Origin of the sequence: Saccharopolyspora galaxeae, from assembly GCF_016526145.1 — a bacterium.
Taxonomy (GTDB): Bacteria; Actinomycetota; Actinomycetes; order Mycobacteriales; family Pseudonocardiaceae; genus Saccharopolyspora_C; species Saccharopolyspora_C galaxeae.
This window is the reverse complement of sequence record NZ_JADDUE010000002.1, coordinates 246650-266858: the sequence shown is the minus strand read 5'-3', so window position 1 is coordinate 266858 and position 20209 is coordinate 246650. Positions and strand designations below refer to the sequence as shown.

Annotated in this window: 18 protein-coding genes; 3 read left to right on the top strand and 15 right to left on the bottom strand. The window is 71.6% G+C overall.

Annotation, left to right across the window (positions count from 1 at the left end; all coding sequences use genetic code 11):
* Position 1 precedes the first annotated feature (1 nt).
* From nuoE to INP57_RS05520, 9 genes are all read right to left on the bottom strand, one after another.
* Positions 2–769, bottom strand: a complete 768-nt coding sequence (gene nuoE / locus INP57_RS05560) for an NADH-quinone oxidoreductase subunit NuoE (protein ID WP_200068957.1) — start codon at positions 767–769, stop codon at positions 2–4.
* Positions 766–2109 carry an NADH-quinone oxidoreductase subunit D gene (locus INP57_RS05555; protein WP_200068956.1) on the bottom strand — a complete coding sequence of 448 codons (1344 nt, stop codon included), beginning with the start codon at positions 2107–2109 and terminating at the stop codon, positions 766–768. Before INP57_RS05555 ends, nuoE begins: the two co-directional genes overlap by 4 nt.
* 34 nt (positions 2110–2143) lie before the next feature.
* Positions 2144–2923, bottom strand: coding sequence for an NADH-quinone oxidoreductase subunit C (locus INP57_RS05550; RefSeq protein WP_200068955.1), 780 nt, complete (start codon positions 2921–2923; stop codon positions 2144–2146).
* 3 nt (positions 2924–2926) lie between these two features.
* Positions 2927–3607: a NuoB/complex I 20 kDa subunit family protein gene (locus tag INP57_RS05545; protein ID WP_200068954.1), complete on the bottom strand. Its 681-nt coding sequence runs from the start codon at positions 3605–3607 to the stop codon at positions 2927–2929.
* A 64-nt stretch (positions 3608–3671) separates the two neighbouring features.
* Complete coding sequence (locus tag INP57_RS05540) at positions 3672–4061, bottom strand: NADH-quinone oxidoreductase subunit A (RefSeq protein WP_200068953.1); 390 nt, start codon at positions 4059–4061, stop codon at positions 3672–3674.
* 158 nt (positions 4062–4219) lie between these two features.
* Positions 4220–5518 (bottom strand): geranylgeranyl reductase family protein, encoded by a 1299-nt coding sequence (locus tag INP57_RS05535; RefSeq protein ID WP_200068952.1) that lies wholly within the window; start codon positions 5516–5518, stop codon positions 4220–4222.
* A gap of 357 nt (positions 5519–5875) precedes the next feature.
* Complete coding sequence (locus INP57_RS05530) at positions 5876–6181, bottom strand: AtuA-related protein (RefSeq protein ID WP_200068951.1); 306 nt, start codon at positions 6179–6181, stop codon at positions 5876–5878.
* On the bottom strand, positions 6168–7556 hold the full coding sequence (locus INP57_RS05525) for an acyclic terpene utilization AtuA family protein (protein WP_307849924.1): 1389 nt from the start codon (positions 7554–7556) through the stop codon (positions 6168–6170). Before INP57_RS05525 ends, INP57_RS05530 begins: the two co-directional genes overlap by 14 nt.
* A 71-nt stretch (positions 7557–7627) precedes the next feature.
* Entirely contained in the window at positions 7628–8899 is a 1272-nt protein-coding gene (locus INP57_RS05520) for a CitMHS family transporter (protein ID WP_200068949.1), read from the bottom strand.
* Positions 8900–8984: 85 nt separating this feature from the next.
* Between INP57_RS05520 and INP57_RS05515 the strand changes: the two genes are divergently transcribed.
* Positions 8985–9902: a LysR family transcriptional regulator gene (locus INP57_RS05515; RefSeq protein ID WP_200068948.1), complete on the top strand. Its 918-nt coding sequence runs from the start codon at positions 8985–8987 to the stop codon at positions 9900–9902.
* 41 nt (positions 9903–9943) lie between these two features.
* On the opposite strand, the gene INP57_RS05510 is transcribed toward INP57_RS05515, so the two are convergent.
* Both INP57_RS05510 and INP57_RS05505 read right to left on the bottom strand, forming a co-directional pair.
* The gene (locus INP57_RS05510) at positions 9944–10639 is read right to left on the bottom strand and encodes a demethylmenaquinone methyltransferase (RefSeq protein ID WP_200068947.1); all 696 of its coding nucleotides are present in this window, start codon (positions 10637–10639) and stop codon (positions 9944–9946) included.
* Between the two features lie 26 nt (positions 10640–10665).
* Complete coding sequence (locus INP57_RS05505) at positions 10666–11841, bottom strand: glycosyltransferase family 4 protein (RefSeq protein WP_307849923.1); 1176 nt, start codon at positions 11839–11841, stop codon at positions 10666–10668.
* A 175-nt stretch (positions 11842–12016) separates the two neighbouring features.
* Here INP57_RS05505 and INP57_RS05500 point away from each other — a divergent pair, with 175 nt between their 5' ends.
* Entirely contained in the window at positions 12017–12877 is an 861-nt protein-coding gene (locus INP57_RS05500) for an inositol monophosphatase family protein (RefSeq protein ID WP_200068946.1), read from the top strand.
* A gap of 792 nt (positions 12878–13669) precedes the next feature.
* On the opposite strand, the gene paaC is transcribed toward INP57_RS05500, so the two are convergent.
* A complete protein-coding gene (gene paaC, locus INP57_RS05495; RefSeq protein WP_200068945.1) occupies positions 13670–14629 on the bottom strand; it encodes a 1,2-phenylacetyl-CoA epoxidase subunit PaaC in 960 nt (319 codons plus the stop codon).
* Positions 14630–14747: 118 nt separating this feature from the next.
* The gene (locus INP57_RS05490; RefSeq protein WP_200068944.1) at positions 14748–15236 is read right to left on the bottom strand and encodes a DUF3592 domain-containing protein; all 489 of its coding nucleotides are present in this window, start codon (positions 15234–15236) and stop codon (positions 14748–14750) included.
* A 63-nt stretch (positions 15237–15299) separates the two neighbouring features.
* Here INP57_RS05490 and INP57_RS05485 point away from each other — a divergent pair, with 63 nt between their 5' ends.
* Positions 15300–16607: an isochorismate synthase gene (locus INP57_RS05485; RefSeq protein ID WP_307849922.1), complete on the top strand. Its 1308-nt coding sequence runs from the start codon at positions 15300–15302 to the stop codon at positions 16605–16607.
* 48 nt (positions 16608–16655) lie between these two features.
* Here the strand turns inward: INP57_RS05485 and INP57_RS05480 are convergent, their stop codons facing one another.
* Entirely contained in the window at positions 16656–18161 is a 1506-nt protein-coding gene (locus INP57_RS05480) for a M1 family metallopeptidase (protein WP_200068943.1), read from the bottom strand.
* A 341-nt stretch (positions 18162–18502) separates the two neighbouring features.
* The gene (menD, locus tag INP57_RS05475; protein WP_200068942.1) at positions 18503–20179 is read right to left on the bottom strand and encodes a 2-succinyl-5-enolpyruvyl-6-hydroxy-3-cyclohexene-1-carboxylic-acid synthase; all 1677 of its coding nucleotides are present in this window, start codon (positions 20177–20179) and stop codon (positions 18503–18505) included.
* Between the last annotated feature and the right edge of the window lie 30 nt (positions 20180–20209).

Genomic DNA, 20209 nt, shown 5'->3' with positions numbered 1-20209 from the left:
GTCACTCCTTCTCCGGCAGCGGCGGGATCGGTGCGTCGTCCGGCATCGCGGGGGAGGTCCATCCGCGCTGCTCGGCCATCCCGGCGCCGCGCAGCGTCTCCGGCGCGGCCGACGGCCCGTCCACTGTGTCGCCGAGGCGAGCGCCCGGCCGGTCGAAGAACCCGGCGAGCTGGCGCTCGGTGGTGCGGAAGTCGGTCAGCGGGGCGCCGCGCGTGGGCGCCGGCTTCTCCCCGCGCTGCAACGCTTTCACCAGTTCCAGCGCGGATTCCGGCTGCTGCTTGTCGTAGTACTCGTAATCGACCTGCAGCACCGGGGCGAGGTCGCAGGCCGCGAGGCATTCCGCGTGCTCCAACGTCAGCGAGCCCTCTTCGCCCGGTGTGCCCGCGGTTTCGTCGTGCCCGACGCCCAAGTGCTCGGAGAGTCCCTTGTAGATCTCGTCGCCGCCGAGCGCCGCGCACAACGTGTTCGTGCAAACGCTGACGATGTGCCGCCCGCACGGCGTGCGCTTGTACATCGTGTAGAAGGTGGCGACCGCGCTGACCTCCGCGGCCGACAGCGCGAGCTGCTCGGCGCAGAACTCGATGCCGTCGTTGCTGACGTGGCCCTGCACCGACTGCACCAGGTGCAGCATCGGCAGCAGCGCCGACCGCGACTCCGGGTAGCGCTCGACGATCTTGCGCGCGTCGGCGCGCACGTCCTCGCCGAACACCTGCTCCCGCGGCGGGGAGATCGTGTGCTCGGTGGTGGTGAAATCGAACTGCTCGGTCATCGGTCCACCCCGCCCATCACCGGATCGATCGAGGCGACCGCCGCGATCACGTCCGCTACCAGGCCGCCCTCGGACATCGCCGGGAACGCCTGGAGGTTCACGAAGCTCGGTTCCCGCACGTGCACCCGCATCGGCCGGGTGCCGCCGTCGGAGACCAGGTGGTAGCCGAGCTCGCCGCGCGGCGACTCCACCGGCGAGTACACCTGCCCCGGCGGCACGTCGAAGCCCTCGGTGACCAGCTTGAAGTGGTGGATCAGGGACTCCATGGACTGGCCCATGATCTTGCGGACGTGCTCCAGCGAGTTGCCCATGCCGTCCGGTCCGATGCTCAGCTTCGCGGGCCAGGCGATCTTCGGGTCCTCGACCATGACCGGGCCGGGCTCGAGCTTGTCCAGGCACTGCCGGACGATCTTCAGCGACTGGTGGATCTCCTCCAGCCGCAGCTGGAACCGCGCGAAGCAGTCCCCGTCGGTGCTGGTCGGCACCTCGAACTCGAAGTCCTCGTAGCCGCAGTACGGCTCGATCTTGCGCAGGTCCCACGCGATGCCCGCGGAACGCAGCATCGGGCCGGTCACGCCGAGCTGCAGCGCGCCGTCCAGCGGCAGGTAGCCGACGTCCTGCAGGCGCTGCTTCCAGATCGGCTGGCCGGAGAACAGCTTGTGGTAGTCCGGCAGCCGGGAGTCCATGACCTTGATGAACTCCAGCACCTTCTCCCGGTAGCCCTCCGGCAGGTCCTGGGCGACCCCGCCGGGCCGGATGAAGGCGTGGTTCATCCGCAGCCCGGTGAGGAACTCCAGCAGGTGCAGCACTTCCTCGCGGTCGCGGAAGCCGAAGGTCATGCCGGTGGTGGAACCGAGCTCCATCGCGCCGGTGGCCATGAACACCAGGTGCGAGGAGATCCGGTTCAGCTCCATGAGCATGACCCGGAACGTCTGCGCCCGCGGCGGAGCCTCGATCTCCAGCAGCTTCTCCACGCCGAGGCAGTACGCGGCCTCGTTGTACAGCGGCGCCAGGTAGTCCATCCGCGTCACGAACGTGACGCCCTGGGTCCAGGTGCGGTACTCGGTGTTCTTCTCGATCCCGGTGTGCAGGTAGCCGATCACCGAGCGGGCCTGGGTGACCGTCTCGCCCTCCAGCTCCAGGACCAGGCGCAGCACGCCGTGCGTGGACGGGTGCTGCGGTCCCAGGTTGATGACGACGCGCTCGTCACCGGCCGTCTCGTCCAGGAACTCGTCCCAGTCGCCGCCGGTGACGGTGTAGATCCGGCCCTCGGTGGTCTCCCGCGGCGCGGCGGGATCGGTCGGACCGGTGGTGGGATCGGTCAGTGGTTCGGTGGTCATGTTCAGCACCTCTCCGCGTGCTGCCTACCGGTGATCATGTGTAGGCCCGGCGCTGGTCCGGCGGCGGTATTTCGGCGCCGCCCTTGTACTCCACGGGAATCCCGCCCAGCGGGTAGTCCTTGCGCTGCGGGTGCCCGTCCCAGTCGTCCGGCATCAGGATCCGGGTCAGCGCGGGGTGCCCGTCGTAGATCAGGCCGAACATGTCCCACGCTTCCCGCTCCTGGAAATCCGCGGTCGGGTAGACGGAAACGACCGAGGGCAGGTGCGGATCGTCGACGTCCACGGCCACTTCCAGCCGGATGCGGCGGCGGTAGGTCATCGACGTCAGGTGGTAGACCGAGTGCAGCCGCTGCGGCACGTCCGGGCCGTAGTCCACTCCGGACACCGAGCTGCACAGCTCGAACCGCAGGGCTTCGTCGTCGCGCAGCGAGCGGCAGGTTTCCACCAGGTGCTCGCGGTCGATGTAGAAGGTGATCTCCCCGCGGTCCACTGTGGTCTGCTGCACCGCGGACTCGATCCCCTTGTCGCGCAACGCTTCCAGCAGCGCGTCCGCGACGTCGTCGAACCATCCGCCGAACGGCCGCTGCGCCTGCTGCGGGACGTGCGCGGGCAGCTGCAGCCCGCCGTAGCCGGAGGTGTCACCGCTGCCCTGCACGCCGAACATGCCCTTGCGGGCGCGTCCGGCCACGACCGGACCCTGCCGGTGCGCGGCAGCGCCTTCACCTTCCCTGGCCGGTTCCAGCCCCTGCCCGGGGCGTTCCGCGCTGGAGCCCTTCTCGCCGGGGTCGGGTGTGGTCCGCTTCGAGTCCGTCATGGCTCACCTGCCCGCCCCGAGCTGCCGCTCGACTTGTTCGCGCTGCGCGCCGGTCTCGACGGCCAGCGCCCCCTCGGAACCCATTTCCTTCTGCTGCGCCCGTTGCTGGCGCTCGGCCCGCTTGCGCTGGGAGCGGTTCTTCGGCGCGTAGCGCTCGGAGGAGGCGACGAGTTCGGTGCGCTCGCCGCTGTCCGCGCGGATCGCGGCGCGCTTGGCGTTGATCGGCTCGTCCATGACCTTGGCGTGCAGCTTCAAGATCGCGTCGAGCAGCATCTCCGGACGCGGCGGGCAGCCCGGCAGGTACATGTCCACCGGCACCACGTGGTCCACGCCCTGCACGACCGCGTAGTTGTTGAACATGCCGCCGGTGGAGGCGCACACGCCCATCGCCAGCACCCAGCGCGGCTCCGGCATCTGGTCGTAGATCTGCCGCAGCACCGGGGCCATCTTGTTGGTCACCCGGCCCGCGACGATCATCAGATCGGCCTGCCGCGGGGTGGCCGAGAAGCGCTCCATGCCGAACCGCGCGACGTCGTAGCGGGACCCGCCGATCGTCATCATCTCGATCGCGCAGCAGGCCAACCCGAAGGTCGCCGGCCACATCGACGTCTTCCGGGTCCAGTTGACGAGCTTTTCGACGTTGGCCAACAGGATGCCGTTGGGCAACTGCTCCTCTAGGCCCATCTCGGCACTTCCTTCCGCTTCGCCATTGAGAACGGTCAGTGCTCGCCCGAGGCCGCGCCGGGCGCTAATTCCAGTCGAGTCCCCCTCGGCGCCACACGTAGGCGTAGGCGAAGCCGACGGTGGCGATGAACAGCACGACCTCGACCACGCCGAACAGGCCGAGGGAGTCCGCGGAGACCGCGAACGGGTAGAGGAAGACCATCTCGATGTCGAACAGGATGAACAGCATCGCCGTGAGGTAGTAGGCGATCGGCATCCGGCCGCCGCCCATCACCGGCTGCGGCGACGGTTCGATCCCGCACTCGTAGGCGTCGAGCTTGGCCTTGTTGTAGCGGCGGGGGCCGACGATCGGGGCGATGGCGACCGAGAACACGGCGAATCCCAGCGCCAGCGCGAACATCAGCACCAGCGGGACGTACGGGTCGAGAACACCCGAAGCACTCGAACCACCCACGGCACTGCCCTCCTTGCGGCCCCCGCCGCGACGAACGTCACGTCTGCGGTTGTCGGTTGCGCACTCTATGCGCTCGCCCGTTTCCGTTTTGCAGTGAGGCGAACCTAACTTTGTGAGTTCTCACACCGTCTGGCGACCATCTGACCAGACGCGGACTCTCAGGCGCTAGGGGTGAGCCGAGTAGTGGCGCTGATCACACGGTCCATCGCGTCGCCGTCGCGTCCGTCGTAGAGATTTGCCAGCAGTTTCAACACGAAACGCATCAACGTGCGGCGCGGCAGACCGTGCTTGGTCGCCATCCGCATCACGGTCGGATTGCCTATCAACTTGCTGAAGATGTTGCCCATCCGGAAGTAGCCGCCCATCGCTTCGGAAACCGCGGCCGGGTACCGGTGCAGCGCGTGCTCCCGCGACGGCCCCGCCGGACGGGCGAACGCCTGCGCCACGCATTCGGCGGCCAGCCGTGCCGACTCCATGGCGTAGGCGATTCCTTCGCCGTTGAACGGGTTGACCATCCCGCCCGCGTCACCGACCAGCAGCAGCCCGTCGCGGTAGTGCGGCTTGCGGTTGAAGCCCATCGGCAGCGCCGCGCCGCCGACCCGGCCGTTGGCGTTCTCGTCCCGGAAACCCCATTCCTCCGGGGTGCCGTCCAGCCACGACTTGAGCAGCTGGCGGTAGTCGGTCTTGCCGTAGGCGCTGGAGGTGGACAGGATGCCCAGCCCCACGTTCACCGTCCCGTCGCCCATCCCGAAGATCCAGCCGTAGCCGGGCAGCAGCTTCGGATCGTCCGGCGCGGAGCGGTCCCACAGCTCCAGGTGCGACTCCATGAAGTCGTCCTTGGTGCGCGGGCTGTCGTAGTAGCGGCGCACCGCCACGCCCATCGGGCGCTGGTCGCTCTTCTCGATGCCCATCGACAGCGCGAGCCGGGCGGAGACGCCGTCGCAACCGACCACGATCGGCGCGCGGTAGGTCACCGGCACCTTATCGGGGCCGGACTTGGCGGTGACGCCTTCGACGCGGCCGGTGCGCTCGTTGCGCACGGCCCCGGTCACGCTGGTCTGCTGCACCATGCGGGCACCCGCTTGCTGGGCGCCGCGGGCGAGCAGGTCGTCGAAGTCGTTGCGCGGGCGGACCACACCGTAGGGCGGGAATTCCGCCAGCTCCGGCCAGTCCAGTTCGAGCGTGACACCGCCGCCGACGACCCGAAGTCCCCTGTTGTGCAGCCAGCCCGCCTCCTCGCGGGTGTCCACCCCGAGGTCGATGAGCTGCTTGACGCCGCGCGGCGTGATGCCGTCGCCGCAGACCTTCTCGCGGGGGAAGACGCTCTTCTCCAGCAGCAGGACGTCCAGGCCCGACCGGGCCAGGTACGTCGCCGCGGTCGCTCCGGCCGGTCCGGCGCCGACGACGATGACGTCGGCGTCGTCGTTCGGGCCGCGTCGACTGGGGGCGCTGGTCATGACACTCCTTGATCGCCGTGCTCGGTGCGCGCCGCGGCGGGGCCCGGCCCGGGCGGTGACCGGCTCCCGGCCCCGGTCCCGCGGGCCCGCGCTGCTCGGAGCCCGGTGCCCGGTTCGACCGGAGTCCCGTTCGCCGGGCGGCCGCCCGGCCCGCGCCGCCCCACCACGACGCCGGAGAACCCGCTTGTGAACGAGTTCACTATCTCCCCGAGTCTAGGCCGGTCAACGGACTCGATCGACCCCGTTCGGTAGGCCGCTCGGGTGACTGTCATCGCAGGTGGGGCTCGTGATCTGGGGATGCCGTGCGGCGGCTCACCCGGATGCCGCCGCCTGCTGCGGCGGTTCGGCGGGCCGGACTCAATCCGGCAGCGGCATGGCCAGCAGTCGGTAGCTGAGGCACTTGCCGTGGGTGTCCAGTGCCAGCGAGGTGGTCACGCCGCCGTCCAGGGCCTGGTGGCAAACGAACTGCAAGCCGCACAGCAGCGGCAATTCGTAGCGGACGACCTCGCCGCGCACGTGATCGGCCAGGTGCGCGCGCACCCGCTCGGCGGTGATCTCCCGGACCAACCGGTCGTAGTCGCGGTCGTCGCGCGGGAACAGCGACAGCGTCGAGGTGTCGCCCTTGTCGCCTGCTCGGCAGTGCGCGATCTCATGCAGCAGCATCGCCGGTCTCCAGCACGGTCACCTCGGGCGTCACCTGGTCCCGCGGCAGCAGCGCGGAGACGACGCCGAGCACTTCGCGCACGGACGTGCGCACTCCGCCGCCGCCCGCCGGGCCGTTGGTGTAGAGCGCTTCGACCTCGTGGCAGACCAGCTCGGCGGTCTCCGCGGTCGGCGCCATCGCCGCGATCCGCAGGCGGCAGTCGGCTGCGGCGCCGTCCACCTCCACGGGCCCGGCGGCACCGCCGGCTCCATCGGCACCACCGGCTCGGCCGGCTCCGTCGCCGCCATCGACACCGCCGACGCCACGCACCTCCGCGCGCATCCGCAGGTCAGCGCCGCGCAACCGCTCGGTCACCACGTCCGCCGCCAGCCGCGCGCGGCGTGCCGCGTTCGGACCGGCGTAGCTGATCTCGGCCTCGGCCCGGTGCCCGGCGCGGTAGCCGACGCTGACCTTGAGCCGGTCCGGACGTTCCCGGCCGCGCGCGCCCGCGACCCGCACCCGGTCCGGACCGGCCGGTTCGGCCGTGACGCCGCGGAAGTCCAGCACGACGTCCGGGGTGATGTAGCCGGTCGGGTCGGTGACCTCGTAGAGCAGCTGCTCGCGCACGGTCGCTCGCGAGATCGTCCCGCCGGTGCCCGCGAGTTTGCCGAGCACGGCCGGACCGTCCGCGGCGACGTCGGCGAACGGGAAGCCGAGCTCGGCCGGTCGCGGAACGTCGTTGAGCCCCGGGTCGGCGAAGTAGCCGCCGGTGACCTGGCCCGCGCACTCCAGCAGGTGCCCGGTCAGCGTTCCCGCCGCGGCGAGCGCCGGATCGCGCAGGTCCCAGCCGAGGCGGTGCGCGATCGGCGCCAGGAACAGCGACGGATCGGCGACCCGTCCGGTCAGCACCACCGAGGCGCCGGTCCGCAACGCGGGCAGCAGGTCCTCGGCGCCGAGGTAGGCGTTCGCCGAGACGACTTCGCCGTGCTCGCCGAGCGGCCTGCCGTCCTCCAGCGCCGGGGCCGACAGATCGATCCGATCCAGCACGTCATCGCCGGTCAGCACGGCCACCCGGCCGGTGAGGCCGTGCTCGCGCAGCAGATCGCGAGCCACCTCGGCCGCGGCCGGAGGGTTCGCCGCGCCCATGTTGCTCACCAGCCGCACCCCGCGCCGCGCCGCCACCGGCAGCAACCTGCGCAGCCGGGCGCGCAGCATCGGGTCGTAGCCGGTGGCCGGGTCGGCGAGCCTGCGCTGCTGGCCGAGCGCGATGGTGCGTTCGGCGAGGCACTCCAGCACCAGGTCGTCGAGCCCGGCGTGCTCGGCCAGCGCCGCCGCGGGCTCGATCCGGTCTCCGGCGAAACCCGCTCCGCTGCCGATCCGCGTCGTCCGGTTCACAGTCGTCCGGTTCACAGTCGTCCGGTTCACAGTCGTCCGGTTCACAGTCGTCCGGTTCACAGTCGTCCGGTTCACAGGGCTCCCGTCAGCAGCGCCACCGCGCTCATCACCAGCGTCGTGCCGAACGCCCACTTGAAGATGAACCGCTGGTGCTCGCCGAGGTCCACGCCGGTCATGCCGAGCAGGATGAACGTGGAGGCGGTCAGCGGGCTCAGCGGGAAACCGGTGGTCATCTGCCCGAGCACCGCGGCCCGGCCGACCGACAGCGGATCGCCGCCGAGCGCGGCGGTGGTCTCGGCCAGCACCGGCACGACGCCGAAGTAGTAGGCGTCCGGGGTGAACACCAGGCTCAGCGGCATCCCGAGCACGGCGCTGACCACGGGCAGCGCACCGCTCGCCCCGCTCGGCACGACCGCGACCAGCGTCTCGGCCATCGCCCGGATCATGCCGGTGCCGGTGAGCACGCCGGTGAACACGCCCGCCGCGAAGATCATCGTGGTGACCAGCACGACGTTGTGGCCGTGCCGGGTGAACAGCTCGCGCTGGGCGTCCCAGCCCGGCCGGTTGATCAGCAGCGCGAGCAGGAACGCCAGGATGAACAGCACCTCGAGGTCGGCCAGCTGGGTCAGCAGCGCCACGACCAGCAGCAGCGTCAACGCCGCGTTGAGCCGGAAGCGGATGCGCGCCGGGCGGTTGAGCCGGGGCCGGTCCACCTCCGGCGCGGCACCGACGCCGATGCGCCTGCGCTCGGCCCGGCCGATCAGGTAGGCCGCCACCAGCACCCAGGCGATGCCCGCCAGCATCGCGGGCAGCACCGGCAGGAACAGCTCCGCACCGTCGGTGCCCAGCGCGGCCATCGCGCGAGCCGTCGGACCGCCCCACGGGACCATGTTCATCACGCCCGCGCCCAGGCACACGACTCCGGCCAGCACCAGCGGGCGCATCCCGAGCCGCCGGTAGATCGGCAGCAGCGCGGACACGGTGATCAGGAACGTGGAGGCGCCGTCGCCGTCGAGCGCCACCAGCAGCGTGAGCACCGCGGTGCCGACGGTGATCTTGAGCGGGTCGCCGCCCGCCCAGCGCAGGATTCGGGACACCACCGGGTCGAACAGCCCGGCATCGACCATCAGGCTGAAGTACAGCACCGCGAACGTGATCATGATGGCGACCGGGGCGACCGTGCTCAGCCCGTCGGCGACGAGCTCGCCCAGCCGCGGTCCCGCGCCGATCACCACCGCCGCGAGCAGCGGCACCAGGGTCAGCGCCAGCAGCACCGACACCCGCCGGGACAGCACCAGGGCCAGGAATATCCCGATCGTCAGGAAACCGGCAACGGCGAGCATCGGACCTCCGGCGTTGGAGCTGCGAGCACTGTGAGCCGCGTCGCACATCGCGGTCAAACATCGATTCCGGATAGATTCATGGCCGATGCGCATGGATCTCACGTTGCAGCAGCTCAGGCTGGTGGTCGCGGTGCACGACGCGGGCGGCTTCACGCTCGCCGCGCAGCGGTTGCACCTGGCCCAGTCCTCGCTGAGCCGGACCGTGCGCGAGGTGGAGCGCAAGCTCGGCGTCGAGCTGTTCCGGCGCACCACCCGCGAGCTGGCGAGCACCCCGGAGGGCGCGGAGTTCTGCGCCGTCGCGCGCCGGATCGTGGGCTCCTTCGACGCCGGGATGAACCACTTCGACGGCTTCCTCGCCGGGGCCCGCGGCCAGGTCCGGATCGCGACGCTGCCGTCGCCGGCTGCGATGCTGCTGCCGCCGGTGATCTCCGCCTACCGCGCGGCGCACCCGCACGTCGACGTCGCCATCGAAGACGCGTTGTCCGGCGAGGTGCTGCGGCGGGTCCGCTCCGGTGCGGTCGATCTCGCGGTGACCGTGCGGCTGGACGGCTCGGAGGACGACCTGGAGGTGTACCCGCTGGCCGCCGACCGGTTCTGCTGCGTTTTCCCGGCAGGGCACCGGTTCGCGGACCGCACCCGGCTGGAGTGGGCCGATCTCGCCGATGAGCCCTGCATCGCGTTCGACACCAGCAGCAGCATCCGCTGGCACACCGACCGCGCCGTGCCGAACGCACGGCCGGCGCTGGAGGCGCGCAACATCGCGGCCGTCGCCGGGCTGGTCGCGGCCGGGCTCGGGGTTTCCGCGGTGCCCGGGCTGGTGCTGCCGCTGATGGAATTCGCCGGGCTCGGCCACCTGCCGCTGTCCGGGCCGGAGGTGCACCGGCGCGTCGTGGTCATCCGCGACCCGGCGCGGCCGTTGGCACCGGCGGCCGACGCGTTCCTGCGGACCTTGCGCAGCCCGGCGGGCGAGCTGCCCGCGGAGGCGTCTTGGCAGCTGCGCTGATCATGCTCAGCAGCGCCGCTCCCGGAGCGAACGCGGGCTGCTCAGCCGAGTTCGGGTTTGAACGCGCGGTGCACCGCCACCGCGCCGCCCATCAGGTCGCGCCAAGCGACCTTCGACCAACCGGCGGAGCCGATCTTCGCGGCCAGCGCGGGCTGGTGCGGCCACGCCCGGATCGACTCGGCGAGGTAGACGTAGGCGTCCGGGTTGGACGAGACCGCGCGGGCGATCGGCGGCAACGCGCGCATCACGTAGTTCATGTAGACCGTCCGGAACGGTTCCCAGGTGGGCGTGGAGAACTCGCACACCACGAGCCGCCCGCCGGGGCGCACCACGCGCGCCATCTCACGCAGTCCCGCGACCGTGTCCACCAGGTTGCGCAGCCCGAACGAGATCGTCACCGCGTCGAACGCGGCGTCGGCGAACGGCAGCCGCAGCGCGTCCGCGGCCACCAGCGGCAACCCCCGGTCGCGGCCGACCGAGAGCATCCCGAGCGAGAAGTCGGCCGCCACGCACCACGCGCCGGACTCGGCGAACTCCGCGGTCGAGACGCCGCTGCCCGCGGCCAGGTCGAGCACCCGCTCGCCCGGCTCGGGCGCCAGCGCTTCGCGGGTGACGCGCCGCCAGTGCCGGTCCTGGCCGAACGACAGCACCGTGTTGGTCAGGTCGTAGCGCTTCGCGACGCCGTCGAACATCGCGGCGACCTCGCGAGGGTCCTTGTCCAAACCGGCCCGAGACACGCTCGCAGCCTACGTGCCGCGAGCGCTCACGCGGCCATCCGGTCGTCGCGCGGACGCCCGATGACCTCCGCGTAGTGCTCGATGAGTTCTTCGCACACGGCAGGCCACGTGCGTTGCGCGACGGAATTGCGCGCGGCCGAACCGAACCTCGCACGCAGCAGCGGATCCCGAAGCGCCTGCACCGCATCCCGCAACGCCTGCGCGTGCGCGTCCGGGTCGTGCGGGGGCAGCAGGTAACCGGTGCGTCCGGGCTGCACGAGGTCGCGCGGGCCACCGGCGTCCGGTGCGATCGCGGGAACGCCGGAAGCCATCGCCTCCTGCACCGCCTGGCAGAACGTCTCGTACGGGCCGGTGTGCACGAACACGTCCAGGCTCGCGTAGATCCGCGCCAGTTCCTCTCCGGTCTGCAAGCCGAGGAACGCGGCGTCCGGCAACTGCTCGGCGAGGTCTTGGCGCTGCGGCCCGTCGCCGACCACCACGACCCGCACACCCGGCACGTCGTGCAGCGCGGCCAACCTTTCGATGTGCTTCTCCGGCGCGAGCCTGCCCACGTAGCCGACGAGCAGTTCGCCGTTCGGAGCGAGTTCGGCGCGCAACGCCCGATCCCGCTTGCCCGGCGCGAACCGCGCGGTGTCGACGCCGCGGCCCCAGCGGTGCACTCGCGGAATCCCGCGCTCGCGCAAGGCTTCGGCCGCCCAGGTGGACGGCGCCAGCGTGCGGTCCGCGCCGCAGTGCAACCGCCGCGTCCAGCGCCAAGCCGCCCGCGCGGTCAGCCCGAGCCCGTAGGACTCGGCGAATCCGGCGACATCGGTCTGGTAAACCGCGACCGACGGCACACCGAGCTTGCGCGCCGCCGCCAAGCCGCGCGCCCCGACCACGAACGGCGATGCCAGGTGCACGAGGTCCGGGCCGAATTCCTGCATCGCGTGCAGCAACCGGCGGGTCGGGAACCCGATCGGCAGCGACGAGACCACCGGCAGGTCCACGGCGGGCAGCCGGATCACGGGGGTTCCTTCGTGCTCCTCCGGGCCGGCACCCGGGGCGATCACGAGGGCCTGGCCGCCTCGGCGGCGCACGTGCTCGACCACCCGCAACACGGAGTTCGTGACCCCGTTGACCTGCGGCAGAAAGCTTTCCGACACGATGGCGATCCGCACGGTGCACACCGTGGCGAGCCATCCCGGCGCCCAGACGACCGCCACGTGACGGCAGGCCCAACGTCTTCCGAAACTCCTCCCAACACGCAGGCGGCTCCCGATCCCGCAGGTGGTCCTTCGCAGGTGGCGCGGTACCGCCACGGAACGCTCGTCGCGACTCCCATTCACGTCCACCTCCGCGTAGCGCCCCGGTCACCCGCAGCGCGCACGCTGGAGCGGCATGACGGTCTTGCCCTCCCAACCGCGCATCGAACCCGGGCTGTTGTCGCGCGCGCTGGAAGTCGCCGGGCGCCTCGCGAACGATGCGGCGGACGTGATCACCGCGACGGCCGGGCGGGGCGCCAGCCCGGCCGACACCGACTCGCCGTTCGACTGGGTGACCGACACCGGGCGCACCCTGGAACGGCACACCAGGCGCGTGCTCGCCGACGAATTCCCCGGCGTGCCGGTGTTCGGCGAGGAATTCGACTCCACGCCCGACGCGGGCACGACCGTCGCCGAACAGCTCACCGCACGCGGCTCCTCGGCGCGTTACCGCTGGTCGGTGGACCCGGTGGACGGCACAGCGAACTACGTGGCCGGGTTGCCGTGGTGCGCCTACAGCCTGGCGATGCTCGACGAGCACGGGCCGGTGGTGGGCGTGGTCGCCGACCCGTACCGCTCGCAGATCTACGCGGCCGCGCGGGACCGCGGGATGCGGGCGAACGGCAGCCCGGTGCGGTTGGCGGACCGGCAGGACACCCGCGCGGGCATCGTGTGCACCGAGCTCACCCGCAGCGGCCCGTGGCCGGGCATAGACCGGTTCATCAGCAATGCGGCCGCCGCGCAAGTGGGAGTCCGGTTGCTGGGCTCGCCCGCGCTGGCGATCACGCAGGTGGCGCTGGGCCACGCCATGGCCGCGGTGCTGGATGCCTACGAGGAGTGGGACGTGGCCGGTGCGTTGTCGCTGGCCGCGGAGTCCGGTGCCGCCGTGCTGGATCGGCGCGGTGAGCCGTCGCCGCTGCCCGCGGGCGGGCTGCTGGTGGCGGCGCCTGCGGTGGCCGGTGAAGTGCTGGACTGGTGGCGGCAGGCGACCGGCTGATCAGGTTTCCAGCGGACAGGTAGCCGAATCTCAGCGCCCAAGTCCCGCCCGGGTTCCGACCTCTCGGGTCCCGGCGCAGTGGCCTCCGACGGCATCGGCGCGGCAGGTTCCTGCCGGAGAACCGCGGACATCGGCCGCAGCAGCGGGAACTGGTCGCGCAGCACCGCGACGTCACCGCGCAGGCGGGACAGGTCCGGATCCGCCACCAGCCGCTGAACGATCTCCAACAGCTCCTCGGCGATCGAGCCGAAGCGTTCGGCGGCATCGGCGACCTGCCCGCAGACCCGTCCCCGCACCTGGGCGCCGCGCGCCTGCTCCGGCGGGTTCTCGGCCGCCAAACCGCGCCCCAGCTCGACCAGCGCGGCCACGTTCGGCAGCTCGGCGTCCATCCGCCGGACCACCATGAGCAGTCCCTCGCGGGCGGGCGCGGACGAGACCGAATGCACCGCGCTCGCAGCGCGCGACACGGCTTGCTCACAACGGTCCAGGTCACGAGCCCAACAGTCGTAGCGGGCCGGTCGCACCGGGGCCGGCGCGGACGTGGTCCGGCTGCTGCGCGCGCTCAACAGCCGCAACAGCGCCGCAGCAAGCGCGCCCGCGACCGCACCGGCCAGCACCGCCGACCACAAAGCGTTCATCACCAGGTGTGCCTTCCGCTTGGCTTCCGCGCACCGATCTCGCCCCTTGCGTCGGTGGCGGACCACGGCGGGGGATCTTCGGCGACACCGCCTCCACAGTGCACCCGGCACGGCCCGGATTTCGTCCGGGAAAGTACTCATTCGTCAACGATGATCAGGACATTTCGACCGGATCCGCGCGCACCAGGTGCTGCATGTCCGCGAGCACGAACGGCATCGACTCGGTGTGCACCCCGTACCGGCCGCCGCGTTCGGAGAACTCGGCCCGCGCCAAGTCCGGCAACTGGAGCCGGGCCACCGACAACGCCTCGTCCACGGCGGTGGCCACGTCGGTGCGCACCGAATCCGGATGCACCGCCGCACCCGCCTCGGCCAACCTGACCTCCACCGGGTGTGCGGCGAACAACTCCCCGGCGAGCGGCCACAACCGGTGCAGCGCCGCCAGCATCCGCCGCCGGGATTCGCCGTCGCCGAGCAGGATCACCCACTGCGCGGCGTGTTCCCGGTGCCTGCGCAGGTCCTGCCCGCACCGCTGGGCGATGTCGCTGAGCACCGGATCCCGGCTGCTCGCCAGCCGCTCGAAAATCGCGTGCCGCCAGGTGGCGAACAGCAGCAACCTGCCGATCGTGCCGGCGAAATCACCACCCGGTCCCGGCCCGCAGTCGATCTCGGCGAGCCGGACGTTCCGGAACTGACCGCTGTCCCGGTGGTAGGCGAGCCGATCGACGTCCGCACCGGTGAGTTCCGCCGCGCGGGACAGCAGCGTCCGCGCCTGGTCCAGCAGGTCGATCGCGATGCCCGCCAGCGCGGCGCTCTCCTCCAGGTCCGGCCCGCGCACGCCCCAACCGGAAAGCCGGTGCGCCATCAGCAACGCGTCATCGCCGAGCATCAGGCCGTACTGCGCGAGGTCCACGGCGGCGACGCCCGGCGGGACCGAACGGTTCACGATCCGCGACGGCGGTGTCCCCAGCACCCAGCCACGCTGCTGGTCAGCGCCGGTGTCCCGCTCGGTGGCGTGGCCGCCGGAACCGGCCGGCTGCTGCCTGCCCACCGGCCTGATGCGGGTCCGCTCGATGGGATGTCCCGGTCCGGAGTCGAAGCTCACTGCGTTCATCTCGCTCACCACCTCACGGCGGTGCCGGCGTCGGCGCCCGCGAAAACACCCGCGTCTCGGGATCACGGCTCCACTGTGAACCCGCCCGAGGCGGCGCAGAAGGGACGGATTCCCCGGATCAGCTGCCTGCGGAGCGCTCGGCGGAGCGGCGCAACAACCACCACGCCGGCAACACGACCAGCCAGAGCACGACGAGCACACCGGCCACCGGCAGCAGCGAGAGCACCATGCCGCGGCCGGCGACGCGCACCAGGTCGGGGTTGCGGGTGTCGTACTCGACCTGCACGTACTGGCCCTTCTGCAAACCGGCCGGGTAGAGCACCCCGTTCGCCGGGATGTAGACGCCGCCTTCCGGGGTGCTGAACCGGACGACCGTGCGGGTCATCGACGTGCCGACCACTTCGGCGACGCCGCTGCCGCGGGATTCGGAGATCGTGCGGTCGTCGATCGCGCAGGCCACCACGACCGACAGGCCCAGCAAGCTGATCAGCACGCCCAGCGCCAGCACCGCCCGGGCCCCGACGCGGCGCACCCGGTGCGCGGGCCAACGAGATGCCGCGGTCCCGCCCGCACCGCCGGCCGCTTCCGACTCCGCTTCGCTCGCCACGGCCGCCGATTGTAGGGAGCCGGACCTCGGCTACCGCGGGGCAGTGCGCATACCCTCGGCGGAGTGGCGACCCCGAGCCCTCTCCGCGTCCGCACCCGCGAGATCCCCGACGACGATCCCCGCTACCACCGCCCGCTGCTGGACCTGCTGCCGAACCGCGCCGCGATGAGCTGGGTGCGGGACGGGTCCGGGCTGGTCGGCTGGGGCGTGGCCGCCAGGTTCGACACCGCTGGACCGGACCGCTTCGCCGAGACCGACACGTATTGGCACGAGCTGTGCGCACGGATGGACGTCGACGACGAGGTCCGGCTGCCCGGCACCGGTCCCGTCGCGTTCACCAGCTTGGCGTTCGGTGACCAGCCGGGAGATTCCGTGCTGCTGGTGCCTCGGGTGGTGATCGGCCAGCGGGACGGCGTCCGCTGGATCACCACCGTCGGCGAAGACGCCGCCGACGGAAACGCAGCCGACGAACCGGTGTTGCCGGTGCACGGACCGGGCACTGTGCGCTACGGCGACGGCCGGTTGCCGGCCACCGGATACCGCGACGTGGTCGCCGAGGCGGTGCGGACGCTGGCCAATGGCGGCGAGGTGCGGAAGGTGGTGCTCGCGCACGACCTGCTGGCCGAGACCTCGGAACCGCTGGATCCGCGGTTCCTGCTGGACAACCTGGCCAGGCGGTATCCGAGCTGCTGGACGTTCGCGGTCGACGGGCTGGTCGGTGCCACACCGGAGCTGCTGCTGGAGCGCACCGGGCACCGGGTGCGCTCGCACGTGCTGGCCGGGACGGCCTGGCCCCGTCCGGGCGTCAGCGCCGACGAACTGGCCGCGGGTTTGCTCGACTCGGCCAAGGACCGCGCGGAGCACGCGTTCGCCACGGAATCGGTCGCCGCGGAACTGCGCCCGTTCTGCGGGGAGCTGGCGGTGCCTGCGCAGCCGGAGGTGTTGCGGCTGCGCAACGTGCTGCACCTGGCTTCGCTGATCAGCGGCGAACTGCACCAGCACGCGGCGAGCAACGGCGTCGCCGCACTGCTGCGGCTGGCCTCCGCGCTGCACCCGACCGCAGCCGTCGGTGGCACTCCGACCGCCGAAGCGGTCGAACTCATCGAGAAGCTCGAGCCCATGGACCGCGGCCGGTACACCGGCCCGGTCGGCTGGGTCGACGGAGCAGGCAACGGTGCGCTGGGTCTCGCGTTGCGCTGCGCGCAGATCGAGCACCAGCCGGGCGACAGCGCCGCAGTGCCGGACGGCGGCAGCACGGTCCGGCTGTTCGCCGGCGGCGGCATCGTCACGGGCTCCGATCCCGATCAAGAGGTCGCCGAGGCCGCGGCGAAACTGCGTCCGATTCGCGAAGCCCTGGAAGGCGACGCCTGAACGCACCGCCCGGCCCGCGCGCAGGTGGGCGGCGCGTCCGGCGAGCGATCAGTGGTGGTCGTGCACCCGCTGATGCGTTGCGTCGATCTCGGCCACCGACTTCGGCGGTGTGCTCCCGGCACGGGTCGCCGACTCCGGGATCCCGCTGTCCGCTCCCGGCGCGGGCTTGCCCGGTGTGAACAGCCAGATCCGGAAGAACTCGTCGAGCTGCTTGCCGGAACGCTGCCCGGCCAGCGCGATGAAGTCCTCGATCTTCCCGTTGGAATACCGCTTCTCCGAGACCCAGGTGCGCACCGCGTCCAGCAGCGCCTCGTCCCCGATGACGTTGCGCAAGGCGTGCAAGGTCATCGCACCGCGGTCGTAGACGGCGTCGCCGAAGACGTTCTCCACACCGGGATCACCTGGCGGCACCTGCCAGAACGGGTCGTCCGCTGGAAGTGCCGAGTAGTAGTGGTCGAACAGCTCCTGCGCGGTGCCGTTGCCCTTCGCCTCCGACCAGAGCCACTCCGCGTAGGTCGCGAAGCCCTCGTTGAGCCAGATGTTGCGCCAGGTGTCCACCGACACCGAGTCGCCGAACCATTGGTGGGCGTTCTCGTGCACCACCACGGACGTGTTCGCGCCGTCGTCGAAGAACTTCGGGCTGTAGGTGGGCCGCCCCTGGTTCTCCAGCGCGAAGCCCATGTCCTGCGACGCGGACACGAGCCCGCCCTGGGTCTGGAACGGGTACTCGCCGAACAGCCCGGACAGGAACTCCAAGATCTCCGGGGTGCGTTCCACGCTGGCCCGCGCCGCACCGGCGTTCGGCCCGAGATCCTCCGCGTACGCCGTGACCGACTGCTGACCGAACGCGCCGGGCTTGGTCTCGACCGCGTACTGCCCGATGCCGATGAAGGCCAGGTAGGTCGCGGTGGGCTTCGGGTTGCGCCACTTCCAGGTGGTCCACCCGGCCTGCGACTCGGTGTCGGTGTTGGTGCCGTTGGAGACCACCTTGGTGCCGTCCGGCACCGCGACCGAGATGTCGAAGGTGGCCTTGTCCCGCGGGTGGTCGTTGCCGGGGAACCACCACGCGGAGATCTCGGGCTGACCGACCGCGAGCGCGCCGTCCGGTGTCCGGATCCACGGGTTGGTGCCGCCGACCTCGACGCTGGAGGGCACCCCGGCGTACTCGACGACGAAGGTGGCGGGCGCGCCTTCGGGCAGGTCCTGCGACGGCGTGACGGTGAGCTCGCTGCCCCGCTGGCCGAACTCGGCGGGCGCGCCGTTGACCCGGATCGACTTCACCGGGAGCGCGAAGTCGAGGTTGAACGCGGACAGGTCCTGCGTCGGGTTCGCCACGATCGTCGTGGTCCCCGCCAGGTGATCATCGGCCGGGTCGTAGCGCAGCTGCACGTCGTAGTGCGAGACGTCGTAGCCGCCGTTGCCGTACTCCGGGAAGTACGGGTCGCCCAGACCCGGTGCGCCCGGGCTCCCGGTGCCCGCCGCCGCGGGCTGCGCGAGGAAGGCCGCGGCACAGCACGTGGCGGCGGCGACTCGCAGTCCATGTCGTCGGAACACCAGGACACACCTCCCGAAGATCAGGTTCGCTCGCCGCAGCCTACGAATCGCACCGCAAACCCCGCGACACACTGCCGGGTGGGTTTTTTCCCAGAGGAAGCGAGAATTTTCGGCAATGCCGCCGGTGTCCGCGTGCGGAGCACTGTCGCGCAATCACGCGACCCGCTCAGATCGACTCACGCCGCAGGTCAAGAGTGTCCACTAAGGACTGCGCGGCGACGTGCACCGCTTTCCGCCGACACCGGGAGCACAGCGCTGGAGCCGCGATGAGCAGAAGCGGCCCGCCGATGCGCCTCCCGATGATTGGGAACCGGTGATCTCAACAGGTGGCGGCGAAGGGATCAGCCGAGCAGCGCGGAATTCACCACCGCTTGCAGGCGCCCGTGCAGACTCCGCGTCTGCGTCCGGTCCGCCTGGACCTCGACCACCCGCAGGCCCCGCGCACCGTGCAACGCCTGCGCGAACTCCGAACGCTGCCGCACCCGGACGTGCTCCACCCCGTGCGCGGCGCAGAGCGCGGCGAGATCGGTGCCGTGCGGGGTGCCGAAGACCCGCTCGAACGAGGCCCGGTGCTCCGGAGTGCCCTGCTCCAGCAGCGAGAAGATCCCGCCGCCGTCGTCGTTGAACACGACCATCGTCAGGTCCGGGCGCTGCTCGTGCGGCCCCAGCAGCAGCCCGTTGCTGTCGTGCAGGAAGGTCAGGTCCCCGAGCAGCGCGTAGCACGGACCGTCGTGCGCGGTGGCCGCACCGACGGCGGTGGACACCGTTCCGTCGATGCCCGCCACTCCCCGGTTCCGGTGCACCGTCACGTCCGGACGGTGCCGAGCGGCCAACGCCACGTCCCTGGTCGGGTTGGACGATCCGAGCACCAGCAGCGACCGCGCGGGCAGCTCGTCGACCAGGTCGCGGGCCAGCACCGGTCCGTTCGGCCAGCGCTCCAGGTCCAGCGCCGCGTGCAGCGCGGCGGACACCTTCTGGTCGGCCTGCTGCCACGCGGTGAGCCAGTCCGGGTCGGCCTCCAGCTCCGGCGCGGCACCGAAGGAACGGGCCACCTCCCGCACGGCGTGCCCGGGCGCGGGCCAGTCGACCGCGGCGCCGTGCGCCAGCAGCACCTCCACCCCGGCATCGGTCAACAGCGACTGCACCTGCCGGAAGACCGTGGGCCTGCCCACGCACAGCACCTGTTCCGGCCGGTGCTCGCGCACGAACTCGGGCAGGTTCAGCAGCCACATGCCGGTGTCCACGGCCGCCGAACCGGCCAGCCCCACCCCGCCGGTCTCCGAAACGACCGGCCACCCGTGGCGCTCGCCCCAGTCCGCGGCCGCCTCGGCGTCTCCGTCGGCGACCAGCACCAGACCGCGCCGGGCGGTCAGCCCGCGCAGGCTGCTCGGCGCACCACCGCGTTCGGCGATCTCGGTCCACCGCGCCCCGCCGGGACGTCCGTCCAGCGACTCGCACCAGTCGAGGTCGCCGTCCGGCACCAGCGGCTCGCGGAACGGCAGGTTCAAGTGCACCGGCCCCGAGTGCGGGGAACCCCCGGCCGCGTTTGCCGCGCGGCAGGTCTGGCTGCGCCAGTACGCCTGCTGACCGGGCCGGTTCTCGGCCACCGCCAGCTCGTCGAACATCCGGACTTCGGAGCCGAACATCCGGTGCTGGTCGATCGTCTGGTTCGCGCCCGCTGCCCGCAGCTCCGGCGGCCGGTCGGCGGTGAGCACCAGCAGCGGTATCCCGGAGTGCGCGGCCTCGCTCACCGCGGGATGCAGGTTCGCCGCCGCCGTGCCGGAAGTGCCCACGACGGCGACCGGCCTGCCGTCGACGGCGGCCAGCCCCAGCGCCAGGAACCCCGCGCTGCGCTCGTCGATGCGCACGTGCAGCCGCAGCCGCCCTGCCGCGTCCGCGGCGTGCAGCGCGAAGGACAGCGGTGCGTTGCGCGATCCCGGGGAGAGCACGACGTGGCCGATCTCGTTGCGGATCAGTTCGTCGACGATGACCTCGGCCTGTGCCGCGGACGGATTCAACCCATCACCCCGGACTCCCTCGAAAGCTGC